The organism is Pseudomonas sp. EA_5y_Pfl2_R50, assembly GCF_963970475.1.
In the GTDB taxonomy this organism is placed as follows: domain Bacteria; phylum Pseudomonadota; class Gammaproteobacteria; order Pseudomonadales; family Pseudomonadaceae; genus Aquipseudomonas.
The window spans coordinates 240880-266085 of sequence record NZ_CAXAPT010000008.1 but is presented as its reverse complement, the minus strand read 5'-3'; the positions used below and the strand labels follow the sequence as shown (position 1 = coordinate 266085).

Annotated in this window: 25 protein-coding genes and 4 tRNA genes; 13 read left to right on the top strand and 16 right to left on the bottom strand. The window is 59.5% G+C overall.

The features are described from left to right. Positions 1–37: 37 nt before the first annotated feature. A complete protein-coding gene (locus AACY19_RS16240) occupies positions 38–460 on the bottom strand; it encodes a pilin (RefSeq protein WP_339451827.1) in 423 nt (140 codons plus the stop codon). 226 nt (positions 461–686) lie between these two features. Here AACY19_RS16240 and pilB point away from each other — a divergent pair, with 226 nt between their 5' ends. Genes pilB through yacG form a run of 5 tightly spaced genes read left to right on the top strand, consistent with a single transcriptional unit; the run spans position 687 to position 5298 of the window. Then, positions 687–2387: a type IV-A pilus assembly ATPase PilB gene (gene pilB, locus AACY19_RS16235; RefSeq protein ID WP_339451825.1), complete on the top strand. Its 1701-nt coding sequence runs from the start codon at positions 687–689 to the stop codon at positions 2385–2387. A 2-nt stretch (positions 2388–2389) separates the two neighbouring features. Next, positions 2390–3607 (top strand): type II secretion system F family protein, encoded by a 1218-nt coding sequence (locus tag AACY19_RS16230; RefSeq protein WP_339451823.1) that lies wholly within the window; start codon positions 2390–2392, stop codon positions 3605–3607. A 1-nt stretch (position 3608) separates the two neighbouring features. Continuing rightward, positions 3609–4481, top strand: coding sequence for a prepilin peptidase (locus AACY19_RS16225; protein WP_339451821.1), 873 nt, complete (start codon positions 3609–3611; stop codon positions 4479–4481). Continuing rightward, a complete protein-coding gene (gene coaE / locus AACY19_RS16220) occupies positions 4478–5101 on the top strand; it encodes a dephospho-CoA kinase (RefSeq protein ID WP_339451819.1) in 624 nt (207 codons plus the stop codon). The genes AACY19_RS16225 and coaE overlap by 4 nt, the downstream gene beginning before the upstream one ends. Continuing rightward, complete coding sequence (gene yacG / locus AACY19_RS16215; RefSeq protein ID WP_339451817.1) at positions 5098–5298, top strand: DNA gyrase inhibitor YacG; 201 nt, start codon at positions 5098–5100, stop codon at positions 5296–5298. The genes coaE and yacG overlap by 4 nt, the downstream gene beginning before the upstream one ends. Positions 5299–5301: 3 nt before the next feature. On the opposite strand, the gene AACY19_RS16210 is transcribed toward yacG, so the two are convergent. From AACY19_RS16210 to AACY19_RS16200, 3 genes are all read right to left on the bottom strand, one after another. Further along, entirely contained in the window at positions 5302–5517 is a 216-nt protein-coding gene (locus AACY19_RS16210; RefSeq protein ID WP_007959584.1) for a hypothetical protein, read from the bottom strand. A 65-nt stretch (positions 5518–5582) separates the two neighbouring features. Beyond that, positions 5583–6272: an energy-coupling factor ABC transporter permease gene (locus AACY19_RS16205; protein ID WP_339451814.1), complete on the bottom strand. Its 690-nt coding sequence runs from the start codon at positions 6270–6272 to the stop codon at positions 5583–5585. Beyond that, the gene (locus tag AACY19_RS16200) at positions 6269–6736 is read right to left on the bottom strand and encodes an FAD/FMN-containing dehydrogenase (RefSeq protein WP_339451812.1); all 468 of its coding nucleotides are present in this window, start codon (positions 6734–6736) and stop codon (positions 6269–6271) included. Before AACY19_RS16200 ends, AACY19_RS16205 begins: the two co-directional genes overlap by 4 nt. 130 nt (positions 6737–6866) lie before the next feature. Here AACY19_RS16200 and AACY19_RS16195 point away from each other — a divergent pair, with 130 nt between their 5' ends. The 4 genes from AACY19_RS16195 to AACY19_RS16180 all read left to right on the top strand — a co-directional run bounded on the left by AACY19_RS16195 (position 6867) and on the right by AACY19_RS16180 (position 9607). Continuing rightward, positions 6867–7493, top strand: coding sequence for a DUF1780 domain-containing protein (locus AACY19_RS16195; RefSeq protein WP_008078503.1), 627 nt, complete (start codon positions 6867–6869; stop codon positions 7491–7493). Continuing rightward, the gene (locus tag AACY19_RS16190; RefSeq protein WP_339451810.1) at positions 7490–8017 is read left to right on the top strand and encodes an MOSC domain-containing protein; all 528 of its coding nucleotides are present in this window, start codon (positions 7490–7492) and stop codon (positions 8015–8017) included. The genes AACY19_RS16195 and AACY19_RS16190 overlap by 4 nt, the downstream gene beginning before the upstream one ends. 51 nt (positions 8018–8068) lie before the next feature. Continuing rightward, complete coding sequence (locus tag AACY19_RS16185; RefSeq protein WP_007909875.1) at positions 8069–8242, top strand: DUF3094 domain-containing protein; 174 nt, start codon at positions 8069–8071, stop codon at positions 8240–8242. Between the two features lie 66 nt (positions 8243–8308). Further along, a complete protein-coding gene (locus tag AACY19_RS16180) occupies positions 8309–9607 on the top strand; it encodes an NAD(P)/FAD-dependent oxidoreductase (RefSeq protein WP_339451808.1) in 1299 nt (432 codons plus the stop codon). 164 nt (positions 9608–9771) lie between these two features. Here AACY19_RS16180 and AACY19_RS16175 read toward each other — a convergent pair whose 3' ends face one another. From AACY19_RS16175 to rluD, 8 genes are all read right to left on the bottom strand, one after another. Next, positions 9772–10254, bottom strand: a complete 483-nt coding sequence (locus AACY19_RS16175) for a hypothetical protein (RefSeq protein WP_339451806.1) — start codon at positions 10252–10254, stop codon at positions 9772–9774. A gap of 166 nt (positions 10255–10420) precedes the next feature. Next, positions 10421–10497, bottom strand: a tRNA-Pro gene (locus AACY19_RS16170). 97 nt (positions 10498–10594) lie between these two features. Then, positions 10595–10670, bottom strand: a tRNA-Lys gene (locus tag AACY19_RS16165). 5 nt (positions 10671–10675) lie between these two features. Further along, positions 10676–10752: transfer RNA gene (locus AACY19_RS16160), tRNA-Pro, on the bottom strand. A 9-nt stretch (positions 10753–10761) separates the two neighbouring features. Then, positions 10762–10837: transfer RNA gene (locus AACY19_RS16155), tRNA-Asn, on the bottom strand. A 297-nt stretch (positions 10838–11134) separates the two neighbouring features. Continuing rightward, positions 11135–13699 carry an ATP-dependent chaperone ClpB gene (clpB, locus tag AACY19_RS16150; protein ID WP_339451804.1) on the bottom strand — a complete coding sequence of 855 codons (2565 nt, stop codon included), beginning with the start codon at positions 13697–13699 and terminating at the stop codon, positions 11135–11137. Between the two features lie 129 nt (positions 13700–13828). Then, a complete protein-coding gene (gene pgeF, locus AACY19_RS16145; RefSeq protein WP_339451802.1) occupies positions 13829–14551 on the bottom strand; it encodes a peptidoglycan editing factor PgeF in 723 nt (240 codons plus the stop codon). Further along, on the bottom strand, positions 14548–15510 hold the full coding sequence (gene rluD, locus AACY19_RS16140) for a 23S rRNA pseudouridine(1911/1915/1917) synthase RluD (protein ID WP_339451800.1): 963 nt from the start codon (positions 15508–15510) through the stop codon (positions 14548–14550). Before rluD ends, pgeF begins: the two co-directional genes overlap by 4 nt. A gap of 151 nt (positions 15511–15661) precedes the next feature. On the opposite strand from rluD, the gene AACY19_RS16135 reads away from it, so the two are divergent. The 4 genes from AACY19_RS16135 (at position 15662) to AACY19_RS16120 (ending at position 19960) form a co-directional block, all read left to right on the top strand. Further along, on the top strand, positions 15662–16678 hold the full coding sequence (locus tag AACY19_RS16135; RefSeq protein WP_339451798.1) for an outer membrane protein assembly factor BamD: 1017 nt from the start codon (positions 15662–15664) through the stop codon (positions 16676–16678). A gap of 126 nt (positions 16679–16804) precedes the next feature. Beyond that, the gene (locus tag AACY19_RS16130; RefSeq protein ID WP_339451796.1) at positions 16805–17038 is read left to right on the top strand and encodes a PP0621 family protein; all 234 of its coding nucleotides are present in this window, start codon (positions 16805–16807) and stop codon (positions 17036–17038) included. After that, positions 17028–18617 carry a sensor histidine kinase gene (locus AACY19_RS16125; protein ID WP_339451903.1) on the top strand — a complete coding sequence of 530 codons (1590 nt, stop codon included), beginning with the start codon at positions 17028–17030 and terminating at the stop codon, positions 18615–18617. The genes AACY19_RS16130 and AACY19_RS16125 overlap by 11 nt, the downstream gene beginning before the upstream one ends. Further along, complete coding sequence (locus AACY19_RS16120; protein ID WP_339451794.1) at positions 18614–19960, top strand: sigma-54-dependent transcriptional regulator; 1347 nt, start codon at positions 18614–18616, stop codon at positions 19958–19960. Before AACY19_RS16125 ends, AACY19_RS16120 begins: the two co-directional genes overlap by 4 nt. Before the next feature lie 115 nt (positions 19961–20075). Here AACY19_RS16120 and thiO read toward each other — a convergent pair whose 3' ends face one another. The 4 genes from thiO to AACY19_RS16100 are packed head-to-tail and all read right to left on the bottom strand — an operon-like array spanning position 20076 to position 25197. Continuing rightward, on the bottom strand, positions 20076–21176 hold the full coding sequence (gene thiO / locus AACY19_RS16115) for a glycine oxidase ThiO (RefSeq protein ID WP_339451792.1): 1101 nt from the start codon (positions 21174–21176) through the stop codon (positions 20076–20078). A gap of 60 nt (positions 21177–21236) precedes the next feature. Further along, entirely contained in the window at positions 21237–21638 is a 402-nt protein-coding gene (locus AACY19_RS16110) for a type IV pilin protein (protein ID WP_339451790.1), read from the bottom strand. 15 nt (positions 21639–21653) lie between these two features. Next, entirely contained in the window at positions 21654–24743 is a 3090-nt protein-coding gene (locus AACY19_RS16105) for a pilus assembly protein (RefSeq protein WP_339451788.1), read from the bottom strand. Then, positions 24730–25197, bottom strand: coding sequence for a pilus assembly PilX family protein (locus AACY19_RS16100; RefSeq protein WP_445262311.1), 468 nt, complete (start codon positions 25195–25197; stop codon positions 24730–24732). Before AACY19_RS16100 ends, AACY19_RS16105 begins: the two co-directional genes overlap by 14 nt. Between the last annotated feature and the right edge of the window lie 9 nt (positions 25198–25206).

Sequence of the window (25206 nt, the reverse complement as noted above, 5' to 3'; positions counted from 1 at the left end):
CGCAGTGCGGGGCATTTCTGTCGGCATCCAGCGAAGATCAGGTGCCGCTTGCAGTGCAACCTTTAGGCGAATATTCCGGGGATACCGTAGTACCGCAGGACCAGCCGCTGGCAGCGGTACGGGTCAACGTAATGGTTTTGCCCAATACGGGCGCTGGAGCGTTGGCGATCGTGCAGACAATTGTGCCCGCGCCATCAGCGGCAGTACCCGAAGCCGTCAGCGCGCAGTTGGAGGTAGTGGTCGCATTGTCACCTTTCACGAGGGCGAGCGTCGGGTTGGTGCCCTGGTTGATGGTGTCCTCGAAGGGCACTTTCATTGCGCTGATTTCCGCCAGCCCGGCAGTTACCTTCGAGCGCGCCTGATATTTGGAATACTGCGGCAGGGCGATGGTCGCCAGAATCCCGATGATTGCCACAACGATCAGCAACTCGATCAGAGTGAAACCCTGTTGTTTTTTCATAGACACGCTCCATGCATGAGTCGAAATCTCATGATCTGAAAGATCAGGAGCATAGGCCATGCCAACGCCTTCAAAGCCCCGCCTGTTGGGCGCGACGCGCTAATAACGCCATTTCCTACAACCCGCAACCGCACTATCTGACACTTTTTGTCACCTGCACCGGCCGTGTTTGGCGCTGTCACTTGACTAGGCTATAAGTCATGAACTGCAAGCGTGCGGAATCCCCATGAATGACATCGCTCTGAGCGGTCTGGCCAAGCAATTGGTACGGGCCGAACTGCTGACGGAAAAAAGCGCCCAGCAGGCCTGGCAACAGGCCCAGCGTAATCGGCTGTCGCTGGTCAGCTATCTGGTGCAAAACAAAATGGTGAAGAGCTGGCAGGTGGCCGAGATCGCCAGTGAGCATTTCGGCATGGCGTTCCTTGATCTCAACTGCCTGGACAAGGAAACCCAGCCCAAAGACCTGGTCAGCGAAAAACTGGTGCGCCAGCATCACGCCCTGCCCTTGTGGCGGCGCGGCAACAAGCTGTTCGTGGGGATTTCCGACCCGAGCAATCATCAAGCGATCAACGACATTCAGTTCAGTACCGGGCTGAGCACCGAAGCGATTCTGGTGGAGGACGACAAACTCACCGACGCCATCGAGAAGTTCTTCGACACCCACGCCACCGGCCTGGAGGAAATGGCCGACGTCGACCTCGACGGACTCGACGTGGAAGCCATCGACGACAATAAACAGGACGCCATTGGCGGCCTCGACGCTGACGATGCGCCCGTGGTGCGCTTCGTCCACAAAATGTTGCTCGACGCGATCAAGAGCGGTTCGTCCGACCTGCACTTCGAGCCTTACGAGAAAAACTATCGGGTGCGGGTGCGCACCGACGGCATCCTGCGCGAGGTGGCCAAACCGCCGATCCAACTGGCCGGGCGCATCGCCGCGCGCCTGAAAGTCATGGCCAGTCTGGATATCTCGGAACGGCGCAAACCCCAGGACGGGCGGATCAAGATGCGCCTGTCGAAAAACAAGTCGATCGACTTCCGGGTCAACACCCTGCCGACGCTGTGGGGCGAAAAAGTGGTGATTCGGATTCTCGACCCGTCCAGCGCGCAGATCGGCATCGACGCCCTGGGCTACGAGCCAGAGCAGAAAGACCTGTACATGGCCGCGCTCAAGCAGCCGCAGGGGATGATTCTGGTCACCGGGCCCACCGGCTCGGGCAAGACCGTGTCGCTGTACACCGGCCTGAATATCCTCAACACCGTCGACATCAACATTTCCACCGCCGAAGACCCAGTGGAAATCAACATGGAAGGCGTCAACCAGGTCAACGTCAATCCCAGACAAGGCCTGGACTTTGCCCAGGCGCTGCGCTCGTTTCTGCGGCAAGACCCGGACGTGATCATGGTCGGCGAGATCCGCGACCTCGAAACCGCCGAGATCGCCATCAAAGCCGCGCAGACCGGTCACCTCGTACTCTCGACCCTGCACACCAACAGCGCGGCGCAAACCCTCACGCGTCTGCACAACATGGGCATTCCCGGCTTCAACATCGCCACCTCGGTCAGCCTGATCATCGCTCAGCGCCTGGCGCGCAAGCTGTGCAGCCACTGCAAGAAACCCATCGAGATACCGCGCGAAACCCTGATCACCGAAGGCTTTCCCGAGGAACGCATCGGCACTTTCACGATCTACGAGCCGGTCGGTTGCGATCACTGCAATGGCGGCTACAAGGGTCGAGTGGGGATTTATGAAGTGGTGAAAAACACCGCAGAGCTGCAACGGCTGATCATGGCCGAGGGCAACTCGCTGGAAATCGACAGCCAGATGCGCCGTGACGGCTTCGACGACCTGCGCACCTCCGGGCTGCACAAGGCCATGCAAGGCATCACCAGCCTTGAAGAAATCAACCGGGTTACCAAGGACTGAACATGGCGGTCAAGGCAGCAAAAATGCACGTCTACGCCTGGGAAGGCACGGACAGAAAGGGCGGCAAAATCAGCGGGGAACTGAGCGGAGTGAATCCCGCACTGGTCAAGGCGCAATTACGCAAACAGGGGATCAATCCTGGCAAGGTGCGCAAGAAGTCCGTGTCGCTACTGAGTTTCGGCAAACGCATCAAGGCGCAGGACATCGCCCTGTTCACCCGGCAGATGGCAACCATGATGAAGGCCGGTGTACCGCTGTTGCAGTCATTCGACATCATTGCCGAAGGTTTCGAAAACCCGGCCATGCGCAAACTGGTGGACGAGGTGAAACAGGAAGTGGCCGCCGGCAACAGCTTCGCCACAGCACTGCGCAAGAAGCCGCAGTACTTCGACGAGTTGTATTGCAACCTGGTCGATGCCGGCGAGCAGTCCGGCGCCCTCGATACGCTGCTGGAACGGGTCGCGACCTACAAGGAAAAAAGCGAACGGCTCAAGGCCAAGATCAAGAAAGCCATGACCTATCCCACCGCCGTGATACTGGTCGCGGCGGTGGTGACCGGGATTCTGCTAGTGAAAGTCGTGCCGCAATTTCAGTCGGTTTTCTCGGGTTTTGGCGCCGAACTGCCGGCCTTCACCCTGATGGTGATCAGCCTTTCCGAATTCATGCAGCAGTGGTGGTGGGCGCTCCTCGGTGGGTTGGTCGCGGCGATTTTCGGTACCCGCCACGCGCTGAAAACATCCCAGGCCTTGCGCGATCGCAAAGACACCTGGCTGCTGAAACTGCCACTGGTGGGCACGCTGATGTACAAGTCCGCCGTGGCACGATTTGCCCGAACCTTATCGACCACGTTTGCCGCCGGTGTACCGTTGGTGGAGGCGCTCGACTCGGTGGCCGGCGCCACCGGCAACGTCGTCTTCAAACGAGCCGTGTTGCGCATTCGCCAGGATGTTTCCACCGGTATGCAGCTGAATTTCTCGATGCGCAGTACCGGGGTCTTTCCCAGCATGGCCGTGCAGATGACGGCCATCGGCGAAGAGTCCGGCGCGCTGGACGAGATGCTCGACAAGGTTGCAGGTTTTTACGAGGAAGAAGTGGATAACATGGTCGACAACCTCACCAGCCTCATGGAGCCGTTCATCATGGTCGTGTTGGGGGTAATCGTCGGCGGGCTGGTAGTGGCCATGTACCTGCCAATCTTCCAGCTCGGCTCAGCGATCTGACATGCCTATCGACGAACTGTTTGCCGTGTATCCGCTGGCGTTTGTCGGCACAGCATTGCTGCTGGGTCTGGTGGTCGGCAGCTTCCTCAACGTGCTGATCTGGAGGCTGCCGAAAATGCTCGAGCGCGACTGGCGCCAGCAGGCGCACGACGTGCTCGGCTTGCCCGGCGAAACGCCGCAATCCACCTACAACCTGATGCTGCCCCACTCCGAATGCCCGCATTGCGCGCATCGCATCCGCCCGTGGGAAAACATCCCCCTGCTCAGTTATCTCTGGCTGCGCGGGCGCTGTTCGGCGTGTTCTGCGCCGATCAGCAAACGCTATCCGCTGACCGAACTCGCCTGCGGCCTGCTGTCGGCGTTCATCGCCTGGCATATCGGTTTTGGCTGGCCGGCGGGTCTGTTGATCGTCCTCACCTGGGGCTTGCTGGCGATGAGTCTGATCGACGCCGAGCACCAACTGCTGCCCGATGTACTGGTGCTGCCATTGTTATGGCTCGGATTGATCGCCAACAGCTTCGGCGTGTTCGTACCATTGCACGACGCGCTATGGGGCGCGGTGGCCGGTTATCTTTCGTTGTGGTCGGTGTTCTGGCTGTTCAAGCTGCTGACCGGCAAGGACGGCATCGGTCACGGTGATTTCAAGTTATTGGCGCTGCTCGGAGCTTGGGGCGGCTGGCAGATTTTGCCGCTGACCATCCTGCTGTCATCGCTGGTGGGGGCCATCATCGGGGTGATTGTGCTGCGCCTGCGCGATCAGAAAACTTCGACGCCGATCCCCTTCGGCCCTTTTCTGGCAATTGCCGGCTGGATTGCCTTGCTCTGGGGTGGTCAAATAACCGACTTCTATTGGCAGTTTGTCGGTTTGAAATGAATACCCCTGTGGAAAAACCCTGGATTCTTGGCCTGACCGGCGGCATCGGCAGCGGTAAAAGCGCGGCGGCCCAACACTTCATTGATCTGGGTGTCCACGTGGTGGATGCCGATCATGCGGCGCGCTGGGTGGTTGAGCCTGGGCGTCCGGCGCTGGCGAAAATTGCCGATCACTTTGGCCCCGGCGTGCTGCAAGCAGACGGCACGCTGGATCGCGCGGCGTTGCGCAAGCTGATCTTTGAAGTCCCGGAACAACGCCGCTGGCTCGAAGCCCTGCTGCATCCGTTGATCGCCGAGGAAATCGCTCATCATCTGGCGCTGGCAAAATCGCCTTACGCGATTCTGGTTTCGCCGCTGTTGATCGAATCCGGGCAATACGCGATGACCCAGCGCATTCTGGTGATCGATGCCCCGCAACAACTGCAGATCGAACGCACCTTGCAGCGTGACCAGACCAGCGAGCAGCAGGTCCAGGCGATCCTCAAGGCCCAGTCGAGCCGCGAAGATCGCGTGAGCCGTGCCGACGATGTGGTGGTCAACGACCGCGACCTCGCCTGGCTGCACAGCGAGGTCGAGCGTCTGCATCACTTTTACCTGACTTTATCCGGAGGCCAAGCATGAGCCAGATCCCGACCGTTGAATGCCCGACCTGCGGGGCCCCCGTGGAATTTACCCCGGAAAACAAATTCCGCCCGTTCTGCTCTGATCGCTGCAAGCTGATCGATCTCGGTGCCTGGGCGTCCGAAGAGCACAAGATTCCGGTGGCACCGGATGCCGAAGACGAACTGTTCACCGGCGACTTCGATCCGCGTCACTGATCTTCAGGGCCGCATGAAGCCGTAGTCCTGATCGTCGTCGAGGTTTTCCGCCAGAAAGCGCAACTCGTCGGCGAGGTCTTCGGCGTTGCGCACGGCCTTGCTCTGCTGCACCACGGCACTGAGCAAGGCGCGCAAACTCAAGCCGGGGTCGAACCCGACTTCCTGCGCCATCTCCAGACTCTGCCGTGTCTCCTGCCTCGCCCACTCGTACACACTCATGCCGCTGCTCCTGAAAGGATTTGCACGAGCATGAAATGTCCCGCGCGTGGCGGGTTTGATGTGGGTCAAGACTTCGGATCGTCATCCTTCCACGGCGCCGAGAGGTAGCGCGTGCGATTGAACGTCTCCAGCCATTCCGGGCTGAATACCACCAGCGCACTGACGATCATGCCGTTGATGAACGCCTCGGGAAAAATGATCAGCCACAAGTAGCCGATGAAATCCTCCAGCCATTCGGGCATGGCGAAGAGGCCGTCGTACCACAGCAACGCCAGGCTCAGCAGCAGGCACAGCAATGCCGCAAGCGCGGCAGCGAGGAAGCCGGAACAGAAGATGTACACGAACGGATTGCGCGGCTGAGCGCGCTCGACGAGGATCGCCACGCACTCGGTGACCAGCACCGGCAGCAAAATGAACAAAGCGCCATTGACCCCCATCGCCGCGAGATCCTGGCGCCCGAGCAATACCAGACCGGTTTGCGCCACCAGCCCGCCGACAATCGCCAGTGGCCAGTCCAGCAACAGCGTTACCGCCGTCATGCCGAGAAAGTGATACGACACGCCTGTATCGAAATCCCGGCGCATCAACCACAACAGAAACAACGCAAACACGGTACCGAACAACAGATGCTGGCGACGCGAGTCACTGAACAACTCGACCCAAGGCGTGCGCATGATCGCCCAGAGCAGCACCGGCAGATAAATCAGCCAGCCCAGCACCAGACTTTCATTGCCCAGCACCTCGACGCCGATCATGGCCGGGCCTTCTCCAGTGCCTCGCGCAGTTCGCTCGCGTTGGCGTACTCACGTTGCGAGAGCAATTGACCCTCCTTGAGTTGCAACCACAATACCTGGCCTTCTGCGCCGGGATAACGCGATGCGACCCGGCCCTCTCGATCAAGCATGACCCTGTAGCTGTAGTCACGCATGGCCGGTACGGCAAACATTTTGGCAATCAGCGCCGGCATGCGCTGGATGTCGGCAACGAACACCGCGTTACGGGCCTCCAGGTAGCCCTTGGGCTGATCCTTCAACGCTTCCTTGATCAGCTTGGCGCCGTCCATGTCCCGTGCCACCAGCAGCGTGGTGGTGCTGTTGTCGAGAGTGAAGGGTTGCTCGTACTGATCGAGCAACGTCCAGGGAGCAAGGTGCTCACCGGTTTCGAGTGCATGGGCAAACAACGGAAAAACAGCGAACAGCAGCAGCCAGCGAAATTTCACGATGAGTCCTCTTGGTTTGGCGCAAACAATCGATTTCCATGAGTCTACACCGCCCTTCTCAACTGCCCACTGATGCACTTTGCCGCGTAACGCTTTCAGCTTGTCGCATTTGAACGCTAAGCTTGGGCTTATGGATGACTCAGATTATTTACGCCTGCTGACCATCGCGGCCGAGCAGGCCAACGCGTTCCTGTCCAATGCCCGCAAATGGGAGCGTGAGCGTTGGGTTTGCCAGCGCCTGTTGCAAGGCCTGAATATTCCCTACCGCGCCGACGAATTCGCGCCGGCCGGCGAACCGCCGGACGTGCTGTTTCGAGATGCCAATTTCGAAGTGTTCTTCGTGCTCGATGAAGGGCGCCGGCTCAACGACGAATGGCGCGATGAATTGCAGCGACGACGCAGTGCCTTTTCCCTCAGCCAGCTGGTGCGCCGCGAAGCCAAACCCAAGCGCATCCCCGCCAACGAGTTTCTGATGCGACTGGCACCGACCTTGCGCAAAAAAGCACACAACTACAAGGAACGCGGCATGGATCTGGGCGAACTGGACATCATCGCTTTCGCCAGCCTCAAACGCGAAGTACTCGACCTGAACAGCCATTTTCCGCCGCCGACGGAATATTTGCGCCAAGGCTGGCGCTCGCTTTCGCTGGTCGGCCCGACGTTCGCCCGCGTGCTGTTCGCCCACCCGGACGCGCCGGACTTTCTGCGCAGCAATCTCGGTCGCAGCATTGTCTTTGATGTAGGAATCAGCCTGTGACGCCACTTCAGCAATTGATCGCCGACGTGCCGCAAACCGGGTGCGTGCGCTGGATCGGTGTGCGCCCCGAGTCGCGCGGGCCGATGATCGAACTCGATGCAGTAGAGGCGCGACTGGAAGCGGGGTTGACTGGCGATCACGCACGCCCCGGAGTGCGCAACGCACGACAGGTGACCCTGATTCAGTGGGAACACCTCGCCGTGATCAGCGCATTGATGGGTCGGCCGCATGATCAAGCGGTCAGGCCTGAAGATCTGCGGCGCAATCTCGTTATCAGCGGTATCAATTTGTTTAGCCTCAAGGGGCGGCGCTTTCGCATCGGTCAGGCCATATTTGAAACCACTGGCTGGTGCCAGCCTTGCGCACGCCTGCAAAACAACCTTGGCCCCGGCACTTTTCAAGCGGTGCGCGGGCATGGCGGGATTACTGCCCGGGTGCTACAAAGCGGGATCATTCGCCTCGATGACGGTGTGACTGTCGAGCCGGTTCCGGACAGCGGCTATGCTGCGTTCAACCCCGGATAAAAACCGCTGTAGCTTCTGCCCATTCAGCAACGTCTACCTGACGAGGCCAATATGACCAGCCGCCTGAACCCCGAAGACCAGAAACATGTCGAAGAGTACCTGCAACTGTCCCAACACCGTGTCGAGCGCCGGCCTTTCCGGCCGTGGATGCTCCTGGTGCTGGTACTGGCAGTGACCATTGGTCTGGGCCTGCTGAGCCGATTTATCAGTTACCTGACGCTATGAGCAGCTTGGCGCTCGCTTGGGTAATGACGACAAAGATTTCCTTTAAAAACCTTGCGAGTTATCCCCATGTCCCATCGTATTGTCATTGTCGGCGGCGGCGCCGGCGGTCTGGAGTTGGCTACCCGTCTGGGTAAGACTCTGGGCAAACGCGGTACAGCCAGTGTGATGCTGGTCGACGCGAACCTGACCCATATCTGGAAACCGCTGTTGCACGAAGTGGCCGCCGGATCGCTGAATTCCTCCGAAGACGAACTCAACTATGTTGCCCAGGCGAAATGGAACCACTTCGAGTTCCAGCTGGGGCGCATGAGCGGGCTTGATCGCGCACAGAAGAAAATCCAGCTGGCCGCCACTTACGACGAAAACGGCATCGAACTCGTGCCTGCCCGTGAAGTGGCGTATGACTCGCTGGTCATCGCCGTCGGCAGTACCACCAACGATTTCGGTACTCAGGGTGCGGCGCAGCACTGCCTGTTCCTCGACACCCGCAAGCAGGCCGAGCGCTTCCACCAGCAATTGCTCAATCACTACCTGCGCGCGCACGCCGGACAAACCGATGTGGTCGAACAGATCAGCGTGGCCATCGTCGGCGCTGGCGCGACGGGCGTGGAACTGGCAGCAGAGCTGCACAACGCCGCCCACGAACTGGCCGCCTACGGGCTGGACCGGATCAAACCGGAAAACATGCACATCACCCTGATCGAAGCCGGGCCACGGGTGCTGCCTGCCCTGCCGGAGCGCATCAGCGGGCCGGTGCACAAGACCCTGGAAAAACTCGGGGTCAATGTGATGACCAACGCGTCGGTCAGCGAAGTCACGGCTGACAGCCTGATCACTGCCGATGGCAACGAGATCAAGGCCAGTCTGAAAGTCTGGGCGGCCGGTATTCGTGCGCCGGGATTCCTCAAGGACATCGACGGGCTGGAAACCAACCGCATCAATCAACTGCAAGTGTTGCCGACCCTGCAAACCACCCGCGACGAAAACATCTTCGCCTTCGGCGATTGCGCCGCGTGCCCGCAACCGGGTACTGATCGCAACGTCCCACCGCGCGCGCAAGCGGCGCACCAACAGGCCTCGTTGCTGGCCAAGTCGCTGAAGCTGCGCATCGAGGGCAAGACCCTGCCCGAATACAAGTACACCGACTACGGCTCGTTGATCTCGCTGTCGCGTTTCTCGGCTGTGGGTAACTTGATGGGCAACCTGACCGGCAGCGTGATGCTCGAAGGCTGGCTGGCGCGGATGTTTTACGTGTCGCTGTACCGTATGCACCAGATGGCGCTGTACGGGCCGTTCCGCACCGCGATGCTGATGCTGGGCAGCAAGATTGGCCGTGGCACCGAACCCCGTCTGAAGCTGCATTGATGCACTGAAACTGTGGGAGGGGGCTTGCTCCCGAAGACGGCGCGTCAGTCGACATGAGTGTTGCTGATGTACCGCTTTCGCGAGCAAGTCCGCTCCCACAGTGTTTTATATTGATTGGCAGATGTGTTTCTCACTGTATCTACACCCCAATTCCCCTCCTTCGCCTACAAACTCCCCCCGCTTCGCGACACAGCCGCGATACACCGCCACCGCTCAATGGCCACCCCCGAGCAACACCTGCTCAGGCTGATCGCCCTTGACCGATGGTTGCGCTGTGCAGCAGCCCAGGAGAATGCAAATGTCCCGTCCTTCGAACTTCGGTAAAAGCGCCAGAAGGCAAATGCGATGAACAAGCTGACAATCGTGCGCGAGTTTTCGTAGTGCGCCGCATACTTCTGGCTTTCGGCGGCAACCTGGGCGATACCGCTGCGGTACGCCGCGAAGGTTTGTTTGAATGGGTTGTAGAGGTGTTGGCCTTCCGGGGTGGTGACCAGTTTGTCGTAGGCGGCGATTTTCTCGCTCAGCTCTTTGTCGCGGATGCTCGACATCTGCCCCAGCGCAAATACGCCGAGCCATGCCACCAACACCGCGATCAGGGAGAATCCCAAAGCAGCCCTGGGAGCAATATTCAACTGACGAAGCAACATGACGCGCGCCCTTATTATTCTTGTATTGGCCAGATTCAAAGGGCGAAGCTGTGACAGTCCCCTCGTGTTAGCGGGCCACCGGCAAGTTGTACGATGACTTGAGGGGAATTGTCTTTTCGAGGGACAAAAAAAATCCCCGTATCTTTCGATACGAGGATTTTTAATATGGTCGGGGTAAGGGGATTCGAACTCCTGACATCCTGCTCCCAAAGCAGGCGCGCTACCGGACTGCGCTATACCCCGGTAAAAAAAAGGCGACCTTTCAAAGATCGCCTTCTTCGATCAGCGCTTTTGGCCTCTGATCTTAAGATTCGATCCCAGTGTTAACTGGTTTCAAAAATGGTGGGTCGTGTGGGATTCGAACCTACGACCAATTGGTTAAAAGCCAACTGCTCTACCAACTGAGCTAACGACCCAAAAATGGTCGGGGTAAGGGGATTCGAACTCCTGACATCCTGCTCCCAAAGCAGGCGCGCTACCGGACTGCGCTATACCCCGGCTTGAAATTGGCTCCGTGACCAGGACTCGAACCTGGGACCCAATGATTAACAGTCATTTGCTCTACCGACTGAGCTATCACGGAACTGCACATTTCAATTTACAACGGTGAAACTTACTGCTTCCAGTCACTCGTTCGCATCGCTGCGTTCGTGTGTCTGAGGCGCGCTATTCTACAACCTAGAACACCTCTGTCAACCCCCTAAATTGCTTTCAAGTTAATGATTTGCAACTTATTTCAGATTTCAACTCAGTGAGCTGAGACCGTCTTGGCGACTGACTGCGGGGCGCACTTTACAAGCCTTTTCCTTTGAGTTCAACAGCCTAACGAAAAAAAAGGCCCCACAACGTGAGGCCTCCCGATTTTCATTGGCGTCTGGACTTAATTGAAAACGATTTCGTCGTTCTCGACAGTCCCGGTCGCCGTGTCGCCCGGCATGAAGTGACCCGAAAGGATCAACTGCGCCAGCGGGTTTTCGATCCAGCGCTGAATCGCCCGCTTCAATGGACGCGCGCCATACACCGGGTCGTAACCAACCGCGATCAGCTTGTCCATCGCCTCAGGGCTCAGTTCCAGCTTCAGTTCGCGCTCGGCCAGACGAGTACGCAGACGGCCCAACTGGATCTCGGTAATGCCTGCGATCTGGTCCCGCGCCAGAGGCTCGAAGATCACCACTTCGTCGACCCGGTTGATGAACTCCGGACGGAAATGCGACGTCAGCGCATCCATCACCGCTGCACGCTGCGCCTCACGATCACCAACCAGCTCCTGAATCTGCACGGAGCCGAGGTTAGAAGTCATGACGATCACGGTATTGCGGAAGTCCACCGTGCGGCCATGGCTGTCGGTCAAGCGACCATCCTCAAGCACCTGCAGCAGGATGTTGAACACATCCGGGTGCGCCTTCTCGACCTCGTCCAGCAGAATCACCGAATAAGGCTTGCGACGTACAGCCTCGGTCAGGTAACCGCCCTCTTCGTAACCCACGTATCCCGGTGGCGCACCGATCAGGCGAGCCACGGAATGTTTCTCCATGAATTCGGACATGTCGATCCGCACCATCGCCTCTTCAGTATCAAAGAGGAATTCGGCCAGCGCCTTGCACAACTCGGTTTTACCGACGCCGGTCGGGCCGAGGAACATGAACGAGCCGCTCGGGCGATTCGGGTCGGACAACCCGGCGCGCGAACGCCGCACGGCGTTGGCCACGGCGACCACGGCTTCGTCCTGACCGATCACACGCTGGTGCAACAGGCTTTCCATCTTCATCAGCTTGTCGCGCTCGCCTTCGAGCATTTTCGATACTGGAATGCCGGTCCACTTCGACACGACTTCGGCAATCTCTTCTTCAGTCACCTTGCTGCGCAGCAACTGGTTTTCGCTTTTGCCGTGCTGATCGACCATTTGCAGGCTGCGTTCCAGATCCGGGATCACCCCGTACTGCAACTCGGCCATGCGGTTCAGGTCGCCTTTACGGCGTGCCGCTTCCAGTTCCTGACGCGACTGTTCGATCTTCTGCTGAATCTGCGCAGAACCCTGCACCTCGGCTTTCTCCGAGTTCCAGATTTCTTCCAGATCCGAGTACTCACGCTCGTGACGCTCGATTTCTTCCTGGAGTTTTTCCAGGCGTTTCTTCGCTGCGTCGTCGCTTTCTTTCTTGAGCGCCTGGGATTCCACCTTCAACTGGATCAGGCGTCGTTCAAGACGATCCAGCACTTCCGGCTTGGAGTCGATCTCCATGCGGATGCGGCTGGCGGCTTCGTCGATCAGGTCGATGGCCTTGTCCGGCAACTGCCGGTCAGTGATGTAGCGATGGCTGAGCTTGGCCGCCGCGATGATCGCGCCATCGGTGATCGCCACCTTGTGGTGCACCTCGTAACGCTCTTTGAGGCCACGCAGGATGGCGATGGTGTCTTCTTCGCTCGGTTCATCCACCAATACTTTCTGGAAGCGTCGCTCGAGCGCCGCGTCCTTCTCTATATATTGGCGATACTCGTTGAGCGTGGTCGCGCCGACGCAGTGCAACTCACCACGCGCCAGTGCAGGCTTGAGCATGTTGCCGGCGTCCATCGAGCCTTCGCCTTTACCGGCGCCGACCATGGTGTGCAGTTCGTCGATGAACAGAATGATCTGCCCTTCCTGCTTCGAAAGCTCGTTGAGCAGCGATTTCAGGCGCTCTTCGAACTCACCGCGATACTTGGCACCGGCGATCAGCGCGCCCATGTCCAGCGAGAGCAGACGCTTGCCCTTGAGGCCGTCTGGCACTTCGCCGTTGATGATGCGCTGCGCCAGACCTTCGGCGATGGCGGTTTTACCCACGCCAGGTTCACCGATCAGCACCGGGTTGTTTTTGGTGCGGCGTTGCAGAACCTGAATGGTGCGGCGAATTTCGTCGTCACGACCGATCACCGGATCAAGCTTGCCGTCTTCGGCGCGCTTGGTCAGGTCGACGGTATATTTATCGAGCGCCTGCCGCGACTCTTCGTGGTTGGCGTCGTTCACAGCTTCGCCGCCACGCAGGTTGGTGATCGCGTTTTCCAGGGCTTTCTTGCTCACGCCCTGGCCAAGCAGCAGCTTGCCGAGTTTGCTGTTCTCGTCCATCGCGGCGAGCAACACCAGCTCGCTGGAGATGAACTGGTCGCCCTTCTGCTGGGCCAGACGGTCGGCCTGATTGAGCAGGCGCGCCAAGTCCTGCGACATATTCACGTCGCCGGTAGGGTTCTGGATTTTCGGTAATTGGTCGAGCTCTTTGGTCAGCTCTTTGCGCAAGCTGTTGACGTCGAAGCCCACCTGCATCAGCAGAGGTTTGATCGAACCACCCTGCTGTTCAAGCATGGCTTGCATCAAGTGCGCCGGCTCGATGGCCGGATGATCGTGGCCGACTGCCAACGACTGGGCGTCGGACAGGGCCAACTGTAATTTGCTGGTTAAACGGTCTATTCGCATAAGTCACCTTCCTTTTGAGCAGGCCGGACCTAAAAACCATCCTGAATAAAGAAACCTGCCAGATACCACTGTAGATGCGGTCGATTCTGGGAGATTCAAGCGTCAAAGAGTTGATGCAGATCAGAGATTCTAGCGGGTGAGCCAGACTAGAGAGGCGAAACGACCGGTGCGCGACGCACGGCGATAAGAAAAGAAGCGTGGATCAGTCACGGTGCAGAAACCGCCACCATAAACAGCGGTGACACCCCGCTCAGCCAGACGCAGGCGCGCCAGCAGATAGATGTCCGCCATGAACTTGCCGGCATTGTCGCTCGGCGCGAAGGCTTTTGCCGCTTCCGGCAATTGCTGGATGAAGACTTCACGTACTTCCGGTCCGACTTCAAAGGCTTTCGGGCCGATGGCAGGGCCGAGCCAGACCAGCACTTCTGCAGCCGGAACATCGAGGCTGTCGAGGGTTGCCTCAAGCACACCCGCCGCCAGCCCCCGCCAACCGGCATGAGCGGCCGCAACGCGGGTGCCGGCACGATCACAGAACAAGGCCGGCAGGCAATCCGCCGTCATCGCCACACAGGCAATGCCGGGGGTTGCGGTCCAGCTTGCATCAGCGGTGGCGACGATGCCCGGATCGGCATGCGCCACGGCAATCCCGTGCACTTGCTGCAACCAGGCAGGCTTTATGGAGAAGTGATCAGTCAGGCGCCGACGGTTCTCGGCAACGGCTTGCGGACGATCATCGACATGATCGCCCAGATTGAGGCTGTCGAACGGCGCCTCGCTGACACCCCCCTCGCGGGTAGTGACACAGGCTTTGACGCTGGCCGGCGCAGGCCAGTCCGGCGTCAGCCAGTTCATCCGACGAACGCCTCGCGATCCTGCTTGAGCAGGGTCAGCAGCCAGACGAAATCTTCCGGCAGCGGCGATTCCCAGCTCATGCGCTCACCGGTCGTCGGATGATCCAGTTCGAGGAAGCGCGCGTGCAGGGCCTGACGCGGGAAATGCTTGAGGGACTCAACCATCGTGGGGTTCGCGGCTGGCGGAATGCGGAAACGACCACCGTAAGCCGGATCGCCGACCAACGGGAAGTTGATGTACGACATGTGTACGCGAATCTGGTGAGTACGACCGGTTTCCAGTTTCACCCGGACGTGGGTGTGCGAGCGGAAGCGCTCCAGCACACGGTAGTGGCTGACGGCAGGCTTGCCACCTTCCATCACTGCCATGCGCTGGCGCTGCTGGCCGTGGCGACCGATCGGGGCGTTGATCTTGCCCCCGGCAGTCACGACACCGATCACGATGCACTCATAGATGCGGCTGACACTGCGGCTCTGCAATTGTGCAACCAGCTTGGTCTGCGCCTGAATGGTCTTGGCCACCACCATCAGACCGGTGGTGTCCTTGTCCAGACGGTGCACGATACCGGCACGCGGGACATTGATGATGTCCGGCACATGGTGCAGCAAGGCGTTGAGCAAGGTGCCATCGGCGTGGCCGGCAGCCGGGTGCACCACCAGGCCCGCAGGCTTGTTGATCACCAGGATGTCGTCGTCTTCGTAGACGATGTCGAGCTCGATGTCCTGGGCGATCCACTCGCCCTGGGCTTCCTGCTCGGCAGTCAGCTCAAGGATGGCACCGCCGTGCACGATGTCGCGAGGGCGGATGACCGCCCCGTCCACAGTCAGGCGACCTTCTTTGATCCAGGCGGAAAGGCGCGAGCGGGAGTGCTCAGCGAAGAGTTGGGCAGCGACTTGATCGAGGCGTTGGCCGCCCAATTCGGACGGCACCTCTGCGCGAAGTTCAATTTTATCGGACATGCTCTGACTGTGCGTCGGCACAGCTTTTGGTTTCGGCTGCGCGCTTGTGGTTAAATACGGCGTCTTTTGCCCCGAGGCTTTTCAACGGGGCGCTCATCATAACAGGACGGCCCCGCCCAAGACAGCGGCCGTCATAGGGACGCAAGCCGCCATGCAAGTGAAACACCTGCTGCTGATCGCCATCCTCGCATTGACCGCTGCTTGCTCATCGAAGGAAGTCGTAGACGAAAACCTCAGCGAAGCCGAGCTGTATCAGCAGGCCCAGACTGATCTGGACAACAACAGCTACACCAGTGCCACAGCCAAGCTGAAAGCCCTGGAGTCGCGTTATCCGTTCGGTCGCTACGCCGATCAGGCGCAGCTGGAGCTGATCTACGCCAACTACAAGAACGCCGAGCCGGAAGCTGCAAAATCCGCTGCCGAGCGTTTCATTCGTTTGCATCCGCAGCACCCGAACGTGGATTACGCGTACTACCTCAAAGGTCTGACCTCGTTCGACCAGGACGTGGGCCTGCTGGCGCGCTTCCTGCCGCTGGACATGACCAAGCGTGACCCGGGCGCCGCCCGCGACTCGTACAACGAGTTCGCTCAACTGACCAGCCGCTTCCCGAATAGCCGCTACGCGCCGGACGCCAAGCAGCGCATGATTTATCTGCGCAATCTGCTGGCGGCCTACGAAATTCACGTGGCCGACTACTACCTGACCCGTCAGGCCTATGTAGCCGCTGCCAACCGTGGCCGCTATGTGGTGGAAAACTTCCAGGAAACCCCATCGGTCGGCGACGGCCTGGCGGTGATGACCGAAGCCTATCAGCGTCTGCACCTGGACGAACTGGCGACCACCAGCCTGGAAACCCTGAAGCTCAACTATCCGAACCACCCAAGCCTGCAGGACGGTCAGTTCGTGCCACGGGTGGCCGAAGCCGACAACCGTTCGTTCCTGAGCAAGGCGACACTGGGCCTGATCGAATCGCGTCCACCGCTGCCGCCAGGAGAAACCCGCGCCAACCAGGACGTGCAGAAGCAGTTCCAGGACGCGAAAGACGCGATCCCGAACGAGCTCAAGCCTAAAGACGAGAACGGCGACGTGATCGAAGAACCAGAACCTGAGTCGAGCAACACCGACCGTTCGTGGTTCAGCTACATGACCTTCGGCGTGTTCGACTGATCACACCGGATATACAGAAAAGGGAGATCTTCGGATCTCCCTTTTTCGTTGCCGGGCTTCAATGGGCTGTGCGCTTGTCTGGACCTTGGCTAAACTGCCGGATCATCAGTCGAAAAGCCGCTCATCATGCTTCGTTTATTGTTCTGGATCGCCGTGATCTTCGCTGCCGTATGGCTGTGGCGTAAATTCAAGGCCCCCTCTGCTTCAACCCGTCCCCCGCGCGAGCAGGACGCCGCGCCGATGGTACGTTGCGCCCATTGCGGCGTGCACTTGCCAAGGGATCGAGCGTTGAGTGTTCAGCAACAGTGGTATTGCAGCCAGGCTCACCTTGAGCAAGGCCCGGGCTCCAGTGGTCGCTGAGGCCGCCGACGCCAACAGCAAACAGGCCCAGCGCCTGCTGCGTCTTTATCATCTCTACCGTTTAAGCGTCGGCATCACTCTGGTGTTGCTGATCTCCAGCAACATGGACAACCGCCTGCTGACGTCGGCCAACGACGACTTGCTGCGCAGCGGTAGCTGGCTGTATCTGGTCCTTAACATCCTGTTGGTGGTGTTCCTCGAGAACACCCGCCGACCGGCTCAGCTGTTCAGCCTGGCCCTCGTCGACGTGCTGCTGTTATGCGGTCTGTTCTACGCAGCGGGCGGCGTCGCCAGCGCCCTCGGCAACCTGCTGATCGTCTCGGTGGCAATCAGCAACACGTTGCTGCGCAGACGCATCGGCCTGTTGATTGCCGCCATCGGCGCCCTTGGCATTGTCGGTCTTAGCTTCCTGCTGAGTTTCAGCCACCCGCTGAACGCCAACGAATACCTGCAGGCCGGCACCCTCGGTGCATTATGTTTTGCCGCCTCGCTGCTGGTGCAAGGTCTGATCCGCCGCCTGGAAGTCAGCGAAACCCTGGCCGAACAGCGCGCCAGCGAAGTCATGAATCTGGAAGCCCTCAACGCATTGATCCTGCAACGCATGCGCACCGGCATTCTGGTGCTCGACGAACAACGCCGCGTGCAACTGGCCAATCACAGCGCCCAGGCCCTGCTCGCGCAATCACATCTCCAGGGTCATTTGATCGAAGAGTATGCGCCGGCGCTGGTGGATCGCCTGCAAATGTGGATGAACAACCCGACCCTGCGCCCGCAAAGCCTGAAAATCCCCGGCAGCGGTCTCGAACTGCAGCCGAGTTTTATCGCCCTCGAACAGAGCCCGAATCAGCAAACCCTGGTGTTTCTCGAAGACCTCGCGCAGATCGCCCAACAGGCTCAGCAATTGAAACTCGCCGCGCTCGGGCGGCTGACCGCCGGGATCTCCCATGAAATCCGCAACCCCTTGGGTGCCATCAGTCATGCCGCGCAGCTATTGGCTGAGTCCGAGGAACTCGACAGCGCGGATCGGCGTCTGACGCAGATCATTCAAGACCACTCCCAGCGCATGAACCGAGTCATCGAAAACGTCCTGCAACTGTCGCGCCGCCAGCAAAGTGCCCCGCAACGACTGGATCTCAAACCTTGGCTGGAAAACTTCGTTGCCGAAAGCCGAGAGCAGGCCAACGAGCGCCAGCAGATTCACCTGCGGATCAACTCGGGGGACTTCACCACCCTGATGGACCCGAACCAGCTCACGCAGATTCTCGACAATCTGGTACGCAACGGCTGGCGCCACAGTGCCCTGCTGCACGATCAGGCCGAGGTCTGGCTGGCACTGTTCGTCGACACCGACAGTCAGCTTTCGGTAATCGAAGTGCAAGACAACGGCCCCGGTGTACCCGCCGATGAACAGGCGCATCTGTTCGAACCGTTCTTCACCACCAGCAGCCAGGGCACCGGCCTTGGGCTTTATCTGTCCCGTGAGCTGTGCGAAAGCAACCAAGCGCGCCTAGACTTCCAGTCACGCCAAGGCGGCGGCTGCTTTCGCATCACCTTTGCTCACGGACGGAAACAAAGTTGAACACGAGCCCACGGCAAAAAATCCTCATCGTCGACGACGAACCGGATATCCGCGAACTCCTGGAAATCACCCTGGGACGGATGAAGCTCGACACCTTCAGCGCACGCAATCTGGCTGAAGCCCAGACGCTGCTGAACCGCGAGAGCTTCGACCTGTGCCTGACCGACATGCGCCTGCCCGATGGTACGGGGCTGGAGTTGGTCCAGCACATCCAGCAACGTTATCCACAAGTGCCGGTGGCGATGATCACCGCCTATGGCAGCCTGGAAACGGCCATCAACGCTTTGAAAGCAGGTGCCTTCGACTTCCTCACCAAACCGGTGGACCTCACCCGCTTGCGCGAACTGGTCGGCTCCGCCCTGCGCATGCCGGCAGCGGGAGGCAGCTTTACCTCCATTGATCGACGGTTGCTCGGCGATTCACCCCCCATGCGCAGCCTGCGCAAGCAAATCGACAAACTCGCTCGCAGTCAGGCACCTGTGTATATCAGTGGCGAATCGGGCAGTGGCAAGGAACTGGTCGCGCGCCTGATCCATGAGCAAGGGCCACGTGGCGGTCAGCCGTTCGTACCAGTGAACTGTGGGGCAATTCCTTCAGAGCTGATGGAAAGCGAGTTCTTCGGCCATCGCAAAGGCAGTTTCACTGGCGCGGTCGAGGACAAGCCGGGGCTGTTTCAGGCGGCCCATGGCGGCACGCTGTTTCTCGACGAAGTGGCGGACTTGCCGCTGTCGATGCAAGTCAAGCTGCTGCGGGCGATCCAGGAAAAAGCCGTGCGCAGTGTCGGTGGTCAACAGGAAAGCGTGGTCGATGTACGAATTCTCTGCGCCACGCACAAGGATCTCGACGCAGAGGTCGCGGCCGAACGCTTCCGGCAGGATCTGTATTACCGCTTGAACGTGATCGAGCTTCGCGTACCGCCTCTGCGTGAGCGCCGAGACGACATCGAAGTGCTCGCGGCCAATATGCTCAGGCGCTTGGCCAAGGACACGGGCCAACCGGCTGCGCGCTTACATCCTCAGGCTATTGAGGCGCTGAAGAACTATCGGTTTCCGGGGAATGTGCGGGAACTGGAGAATGTGCTCGAGAGGGCGCACACCTTGTGTGAAAACCGCACGATCGAGGCTGAGGATTTGCGCCTGAGTGAAGGCAACTGCACGGCGGATGGCGGGATTGCCGATCTGACGCAGATCGATAATCTTGAGGATTATCTGGAGAACGTCGAGCGCAAGCTGATTCTGCAGGCGCTGGAGGAGACCCGCTGGAACCGCACGGCGGCGGCGCAGCGGTTGAGTCTTTCGTTTCGGTCGATGCGTTATCGCCTGAAGAAACTGGGCCTGGATTGATGGCCCCTTCGCGAGCAGGCTCGCTCCCCCATTGGATTTTGTGACCGACAAAGATCAACTGTGGGAGCGAGCCTGCTTGCGAAGGCGGTCTGCCCGGCTCAACAGATATATCTGACTAAATCCGGCCTTCCGGCGCATACGGCGCCGGATCAATAATCGGCGCCCGTCCCAGCATCACATCGGCAAACAACTGACACGACGCCGGCGCCAGCACCAGCCCGTTGCGGTAGTGTCCGCAGTTCAACCACAAACCGTCGAACCCCGGCACCCGGCCAATATAGGGAATCCCTTCTGGCGAGCCCGGCCGTAATCCCGCCCAGTGCCCCACGACCTCGGCATCCGCCAGTGCCGGCAGCAGCTCCACCGCCGAAGACATGAGGCTTGCCAGCGCCACATCGGTCGGGGTCTTGTCGTAGCCTTCATGCTCCAGTGTGCTGCCGATCAGAATGTGGCCGTCGCGGCGAGGAATCGCATAGCGCCCCTTGACCAGCACCATGCTCGGTAAAAAGTCAGCCGCGCATTTGTAGAGAATCATCTGGCCCTTGACCGGCTCGACCGGCAGCGTCAGGTTCAGCGTCTTGAGCAGATCACCACTCCACGCCCCTGCCGTCAGCACCACCTGATCGCCTTTGATCACGCCATTGGCCGTCTGGACACCAATAACTTGGTCACCATCGCGGACGAAGCCGCTGACTTCGCATTGTTCATGAATGGTCACGTTCGGCAGCGCCAGCAACGCCGCTTTCAGCGATTTGACCAGCCGCGGATTGCGCACGTTGGCGACATCGGCCATGTAGATTGCCCGCGAGAATCCAACGCCGAGTACCGGCACCGCATCATGGGCCGCCGAGATATCCACAGCCCGCAGGGGCCGGTTTTCCCGTTCCGCCCAGGCCAGCGCCTCGGCTTCATCGTCCAGATCCAGCCAGTACAGGCCGGTGGTGTGTACTTGCGGATCAACTCCGGTGTCGGCAAACAGACGCTCACCGAGCTGTGGATAAAAATCCTGCGACCAGTGCGCCAAAGCCGTCACCGCCGGGCTATAGCGCCACGGATAAAGCGGAGAAACGATACCGCCACCGGCCCAGGATGATTCCTGACCGACATTCGAACGATCCAGCAGCACCACGCTGCCGACTTCGGAGGCGAGATTGTAGGCGGTCAGCAGGCCAATCACCCCGCCACCGACAATCACCACTTGCTGTTGCCTGGTCATGTTTGATCCAACCGTAAAAAAAGACAGTGGGCCCAAAAAAGGCGCCCGAATAAAAGCGCTTCAGCGGCCCCAGCAATCCTTGGTGGCCAGCCCGGTGGTCGCATTGTTCATGCTTCTGACACCGGTGTTGGTCAGAGTGAAGTCACCGCACTTGTCGGTGGCCATGGCCGCGCCCGTCTTGCGGGTCGCGGTCAGGAGAAAGGTCTGGTCAGCGATGGTCGGAGTGATGGTGTAGAAATCGTTGCCCGTGCTGAGCCCGGTGATACCGGTGTAGACATTGTTCCTGGTGTAGAAGCGCTCAAGGGTCTGCGCCTGCTCCGACAACAGCGACACCACTTCGGCCCGACGCCCCTTCTTCACGTATTCGGTGAGGCTCGGATAGCCGATGGTGATGACGATCCCGATGATCGCAATCACGATCATGATTTCGATCAGGGTAAAACCGCGGTTGGATCTGCGCATGCCTCAAACTCTCGCTTACTGTATTTGTCGCCACATGATACGCCGGCTGCCACCGCCACCCTTCTCCACCAGCGAGGTGATGTTTCCGCTGGTGTCGTTGACGATCTTGCGTGTCGCACTGTTGACGATGGCATTCAAGGTCGGAATGCCACCGCTGAATATCACACCGCTGGAAATCGTGTCATTGCTGTCGACGATGCCATCGTTGTTGGTGTCGAGTACCGCATAGTTGAGCATCTTACCGCTGAACGCATCGAGTTCGACCAGTTTGCCTGTACCGAAACTGGAACAGGGATCGGTGGTATCGACACTCGCCGTGGTGAAGATGATGCGCCCCAGCACCAGACTGGCCTGATTGATCACCCGCTCGCCGGTGAGCGCGCTGTTATACACCAGTGGCAAGTACCAGCCCTTTTCTGCCGGATAGGTCGTGTCGTTTGGCGTGGTGGTGATGAACTGCCCGCCGCTTGCGGAAAACACGCCCGTGACGGCCTGCGCCTGCAAACTGCTGACGGTCAGTTGTCCCGAGCCGCCATCGGCATCCCACACCGAATAGAACGCCTGCAAGTCCTTGTTGGTCTTGTCGGCCGTCTCGTTGAACTTGCCGGTACCGACGAAGATCTGCTTGCCGCCCAGCGGGTTATCCGCCAGCAACGGTTGCGCGGTGATCGGTTGCGTCACGCCGCCCGCCGTGGTGAACAACGGCTTTCCGGCAAACGCCACTCCCCAGCTGTCAGTGGATGTCGCACTCAAGTCGAATTTCCACAACCGCCCTTTCAAATCACCGCCATAGGCGGCTTGCACCACGTTGGAGGAATTGACCTTGAGTTTCACCGACGACAAACCATTGGTGGTCTCCGTGCTGTCGATGACGATTTTCTTGATCAACGAACCGTCGCGCACATCCAGCACATACAACGCGGCGACACCGGAGTTGCTGCCATAGCCATTGGAAATGAATGCCGCCCAGCGACCATCGGCCAAGCGTGCCACTTCCGGGCGCGCGTAGGCATAACCCAGATCATTAAAAGCATTGGAAGTGTTGGCAGTCGTTGGCGCGCTGACTTCCCACAGTGCGCGCAAGACATTACCCGCTGACGCGTCGAACAACTGCAGTGCATAGAACGTCTTGCCGCCGGCGCCCGTGCCGCCCAAGGCCAGGGTTTTCCAGGCGCTGTTGAGTTGCGCGTCATAAACGCCCACCTGTCCGTCCACGAGAAATTTGTGACTGACACCGTTGATGTACGCCGGATCGGCGATCAGGCGCAACGACGGCAACACGCTCGACGGCATATAGGCATAACGCCGCGAGCCATTGGCCGAGTTGATGACGTTGACGAAACCATCGTTGGCATTCACCACCAGACTGGCATTCATGTTGGCCGCTTTGGTAGTCAGGTACGCGGTATACGTGCTGTCGCCGGATAAATCAGAAGCGGTTTTGTCCCCAGGCGAAGCCTGCACCAGTGGCGAGTTGATGATGTCCCCCAGCAATACATTGCGCACTTTGAGTCCGGTTTTGTTGATGCCTTTGCTCCACTCCACCAGATCGGTGCCGGTGATGCCGGTGGGCAGGCCTTGATTGAGCGTGACCTGCTGCGTGGCCGAGAGATTACCGAAGGCCAGTGTGACGGCGGCGTTGCTGGCGGTGTTCCACGACTGATAAGTCGGCGCGGTCGCCCCCGGGACGATGGTGGTATCAGTGGTCCACTGTGTTGCCGAGGTATTCACGGCGCCTGCCGACGTAAAACCGAACGACTTGATCGTGCCGCGCCAGTCCTTTGGGTCATAACTGGTCTGGAAGTAACTGCTCCCGCTGGCCAGCGTGGTGCCGCTGGTAACGCCGGCGCCACCGGAGCCGGCCTTGGAGGTAATGTCACTCAATGCCGACGATAAGGCGGCGTTGAGCCCGGTGCTGTCAGTAGCCTGATAGTACCTGCCCTGCCCATAACTGGCGGCATCCGAGAGCATGTCGTTGGCAGCCGTGAATCCTACTGTGTAGGTGTTCATGTTCTGCTTGGGAAAATCCACCGCGTTCCAGCTCTTGCCGGCCGCATCCGTGCCGGTTGAACGCATGTCGATGTCGAAAGCGAATTTGGCAATGTCATCCAGGTACAGCGTGTCGCCCTCGCTGTCGCCATTGAGGTTGTTGCCGTCATTGTTGATGCCGTCCCAGTTCGGCAGACGGCTGCCGCCAAGGGGGTCGTTGCTCGGGAAGGTACGGTCGAAGGTCGGCAAACCGTCGGTGATGACCACCCCGTAGTTTCTCTGGCAGCGATACTGGATCGGGCTGGTGTAGGTGCTCGGTGTGCTGTTGTAGTAAGGCGCCATGCCGCGCATGTAGCGGGTGATTTCGTAGTAGGTTTCCGCCAGGGGAGTGTTGGCGACAGCGCTCAGAGCGTTGATCGAGGAGATCAGCGCATTGTAGTTATTGTCGGCCTGCGCCTGGGTGACGCTGCCGGACACCGGTGACAGATCGCTGATGGCCCGGGCGATGTAACCGCCGTTACCCGAATTGTTGTTGGTGACCGGGTTGAACGTCGAAAGCCCCATGCGCAATGTGCGGTTGCTGGCAACCAGTGCGGTGGACACGTTGCGCGCCACGTTGATCCGGTAATCGTTGGGGATCGCCCCCGTGGTGAAATCCCGCGTGCCATTGCTGAGGGCGAGGCTGACCACATAGGAAATGTAGTCTCCTGAATAACGGGTGTTACCACCGCCCACCGGGTCTGGCAGTTTCAGGCACAGTGGCGTCAGGCTGTTGTTGTAGAACGCGTATGCCCCGCCCGAGCATCCAGAGGTCGGCAGGCTCGACAGGAACACTGAATCGCCGGTAATCGCCGGGGCATTCAGGGCAGTGCACAGCCCGAAAAAGGCGTTGCATTGCCGGGCCGGCGTGCGATCGACAGTCGGATCGAAACCGGCCGCATAAATGATGCTGTTCATGCTTCCCGAATCGTCGATCAGCAGCATCACGTTCGGCGGTACCGCCGCCGCACTCAACAGCGGCGAATCCGATGGCGTGAACGCATACGCTGGCGCGGCCAGATAAAAAACCGGCAACATGCCGAGGAGCAGCGGCCCGCATCGTTTAATACTTCGCATAGACACTCTCCACTACGCTACGCGAAGTGCCGACGATGCCGACAGCGGTGACTCGATACAACGTCGCCGACGTGTTGCTCGGCACGTTGACTGCGGTGAGCGTGGTGCCAATGTTCTGCACCCCGTAGAAACCGCCGCCGGCAGCGATCCAGGTAACCCCGGAGGTCGAGTTGAACCCGGCCGCACTGACCACCGACGACTCAGCCGGCGGCGCGCACTGTGTGGTGCCGCTGCACACGGCCAGCGAGTAACTGTCCAGTTGTACCGCGCTTTCGCCGACCCGCAACACCGCTTCGGCGGTCTGGAATGATTGATTGCGCAAGCTCACGCTACCTGCCATTTTTTCCTGCAGGACGGCGCTTTGCATTGACGACAGACCGATCACCGTGAGCAGCAAGAGAAATACCAGCGTGACCAGCAAGACCATGCCGCGCTGCTGCGGGCGTTTGTGCATAGAGATTGT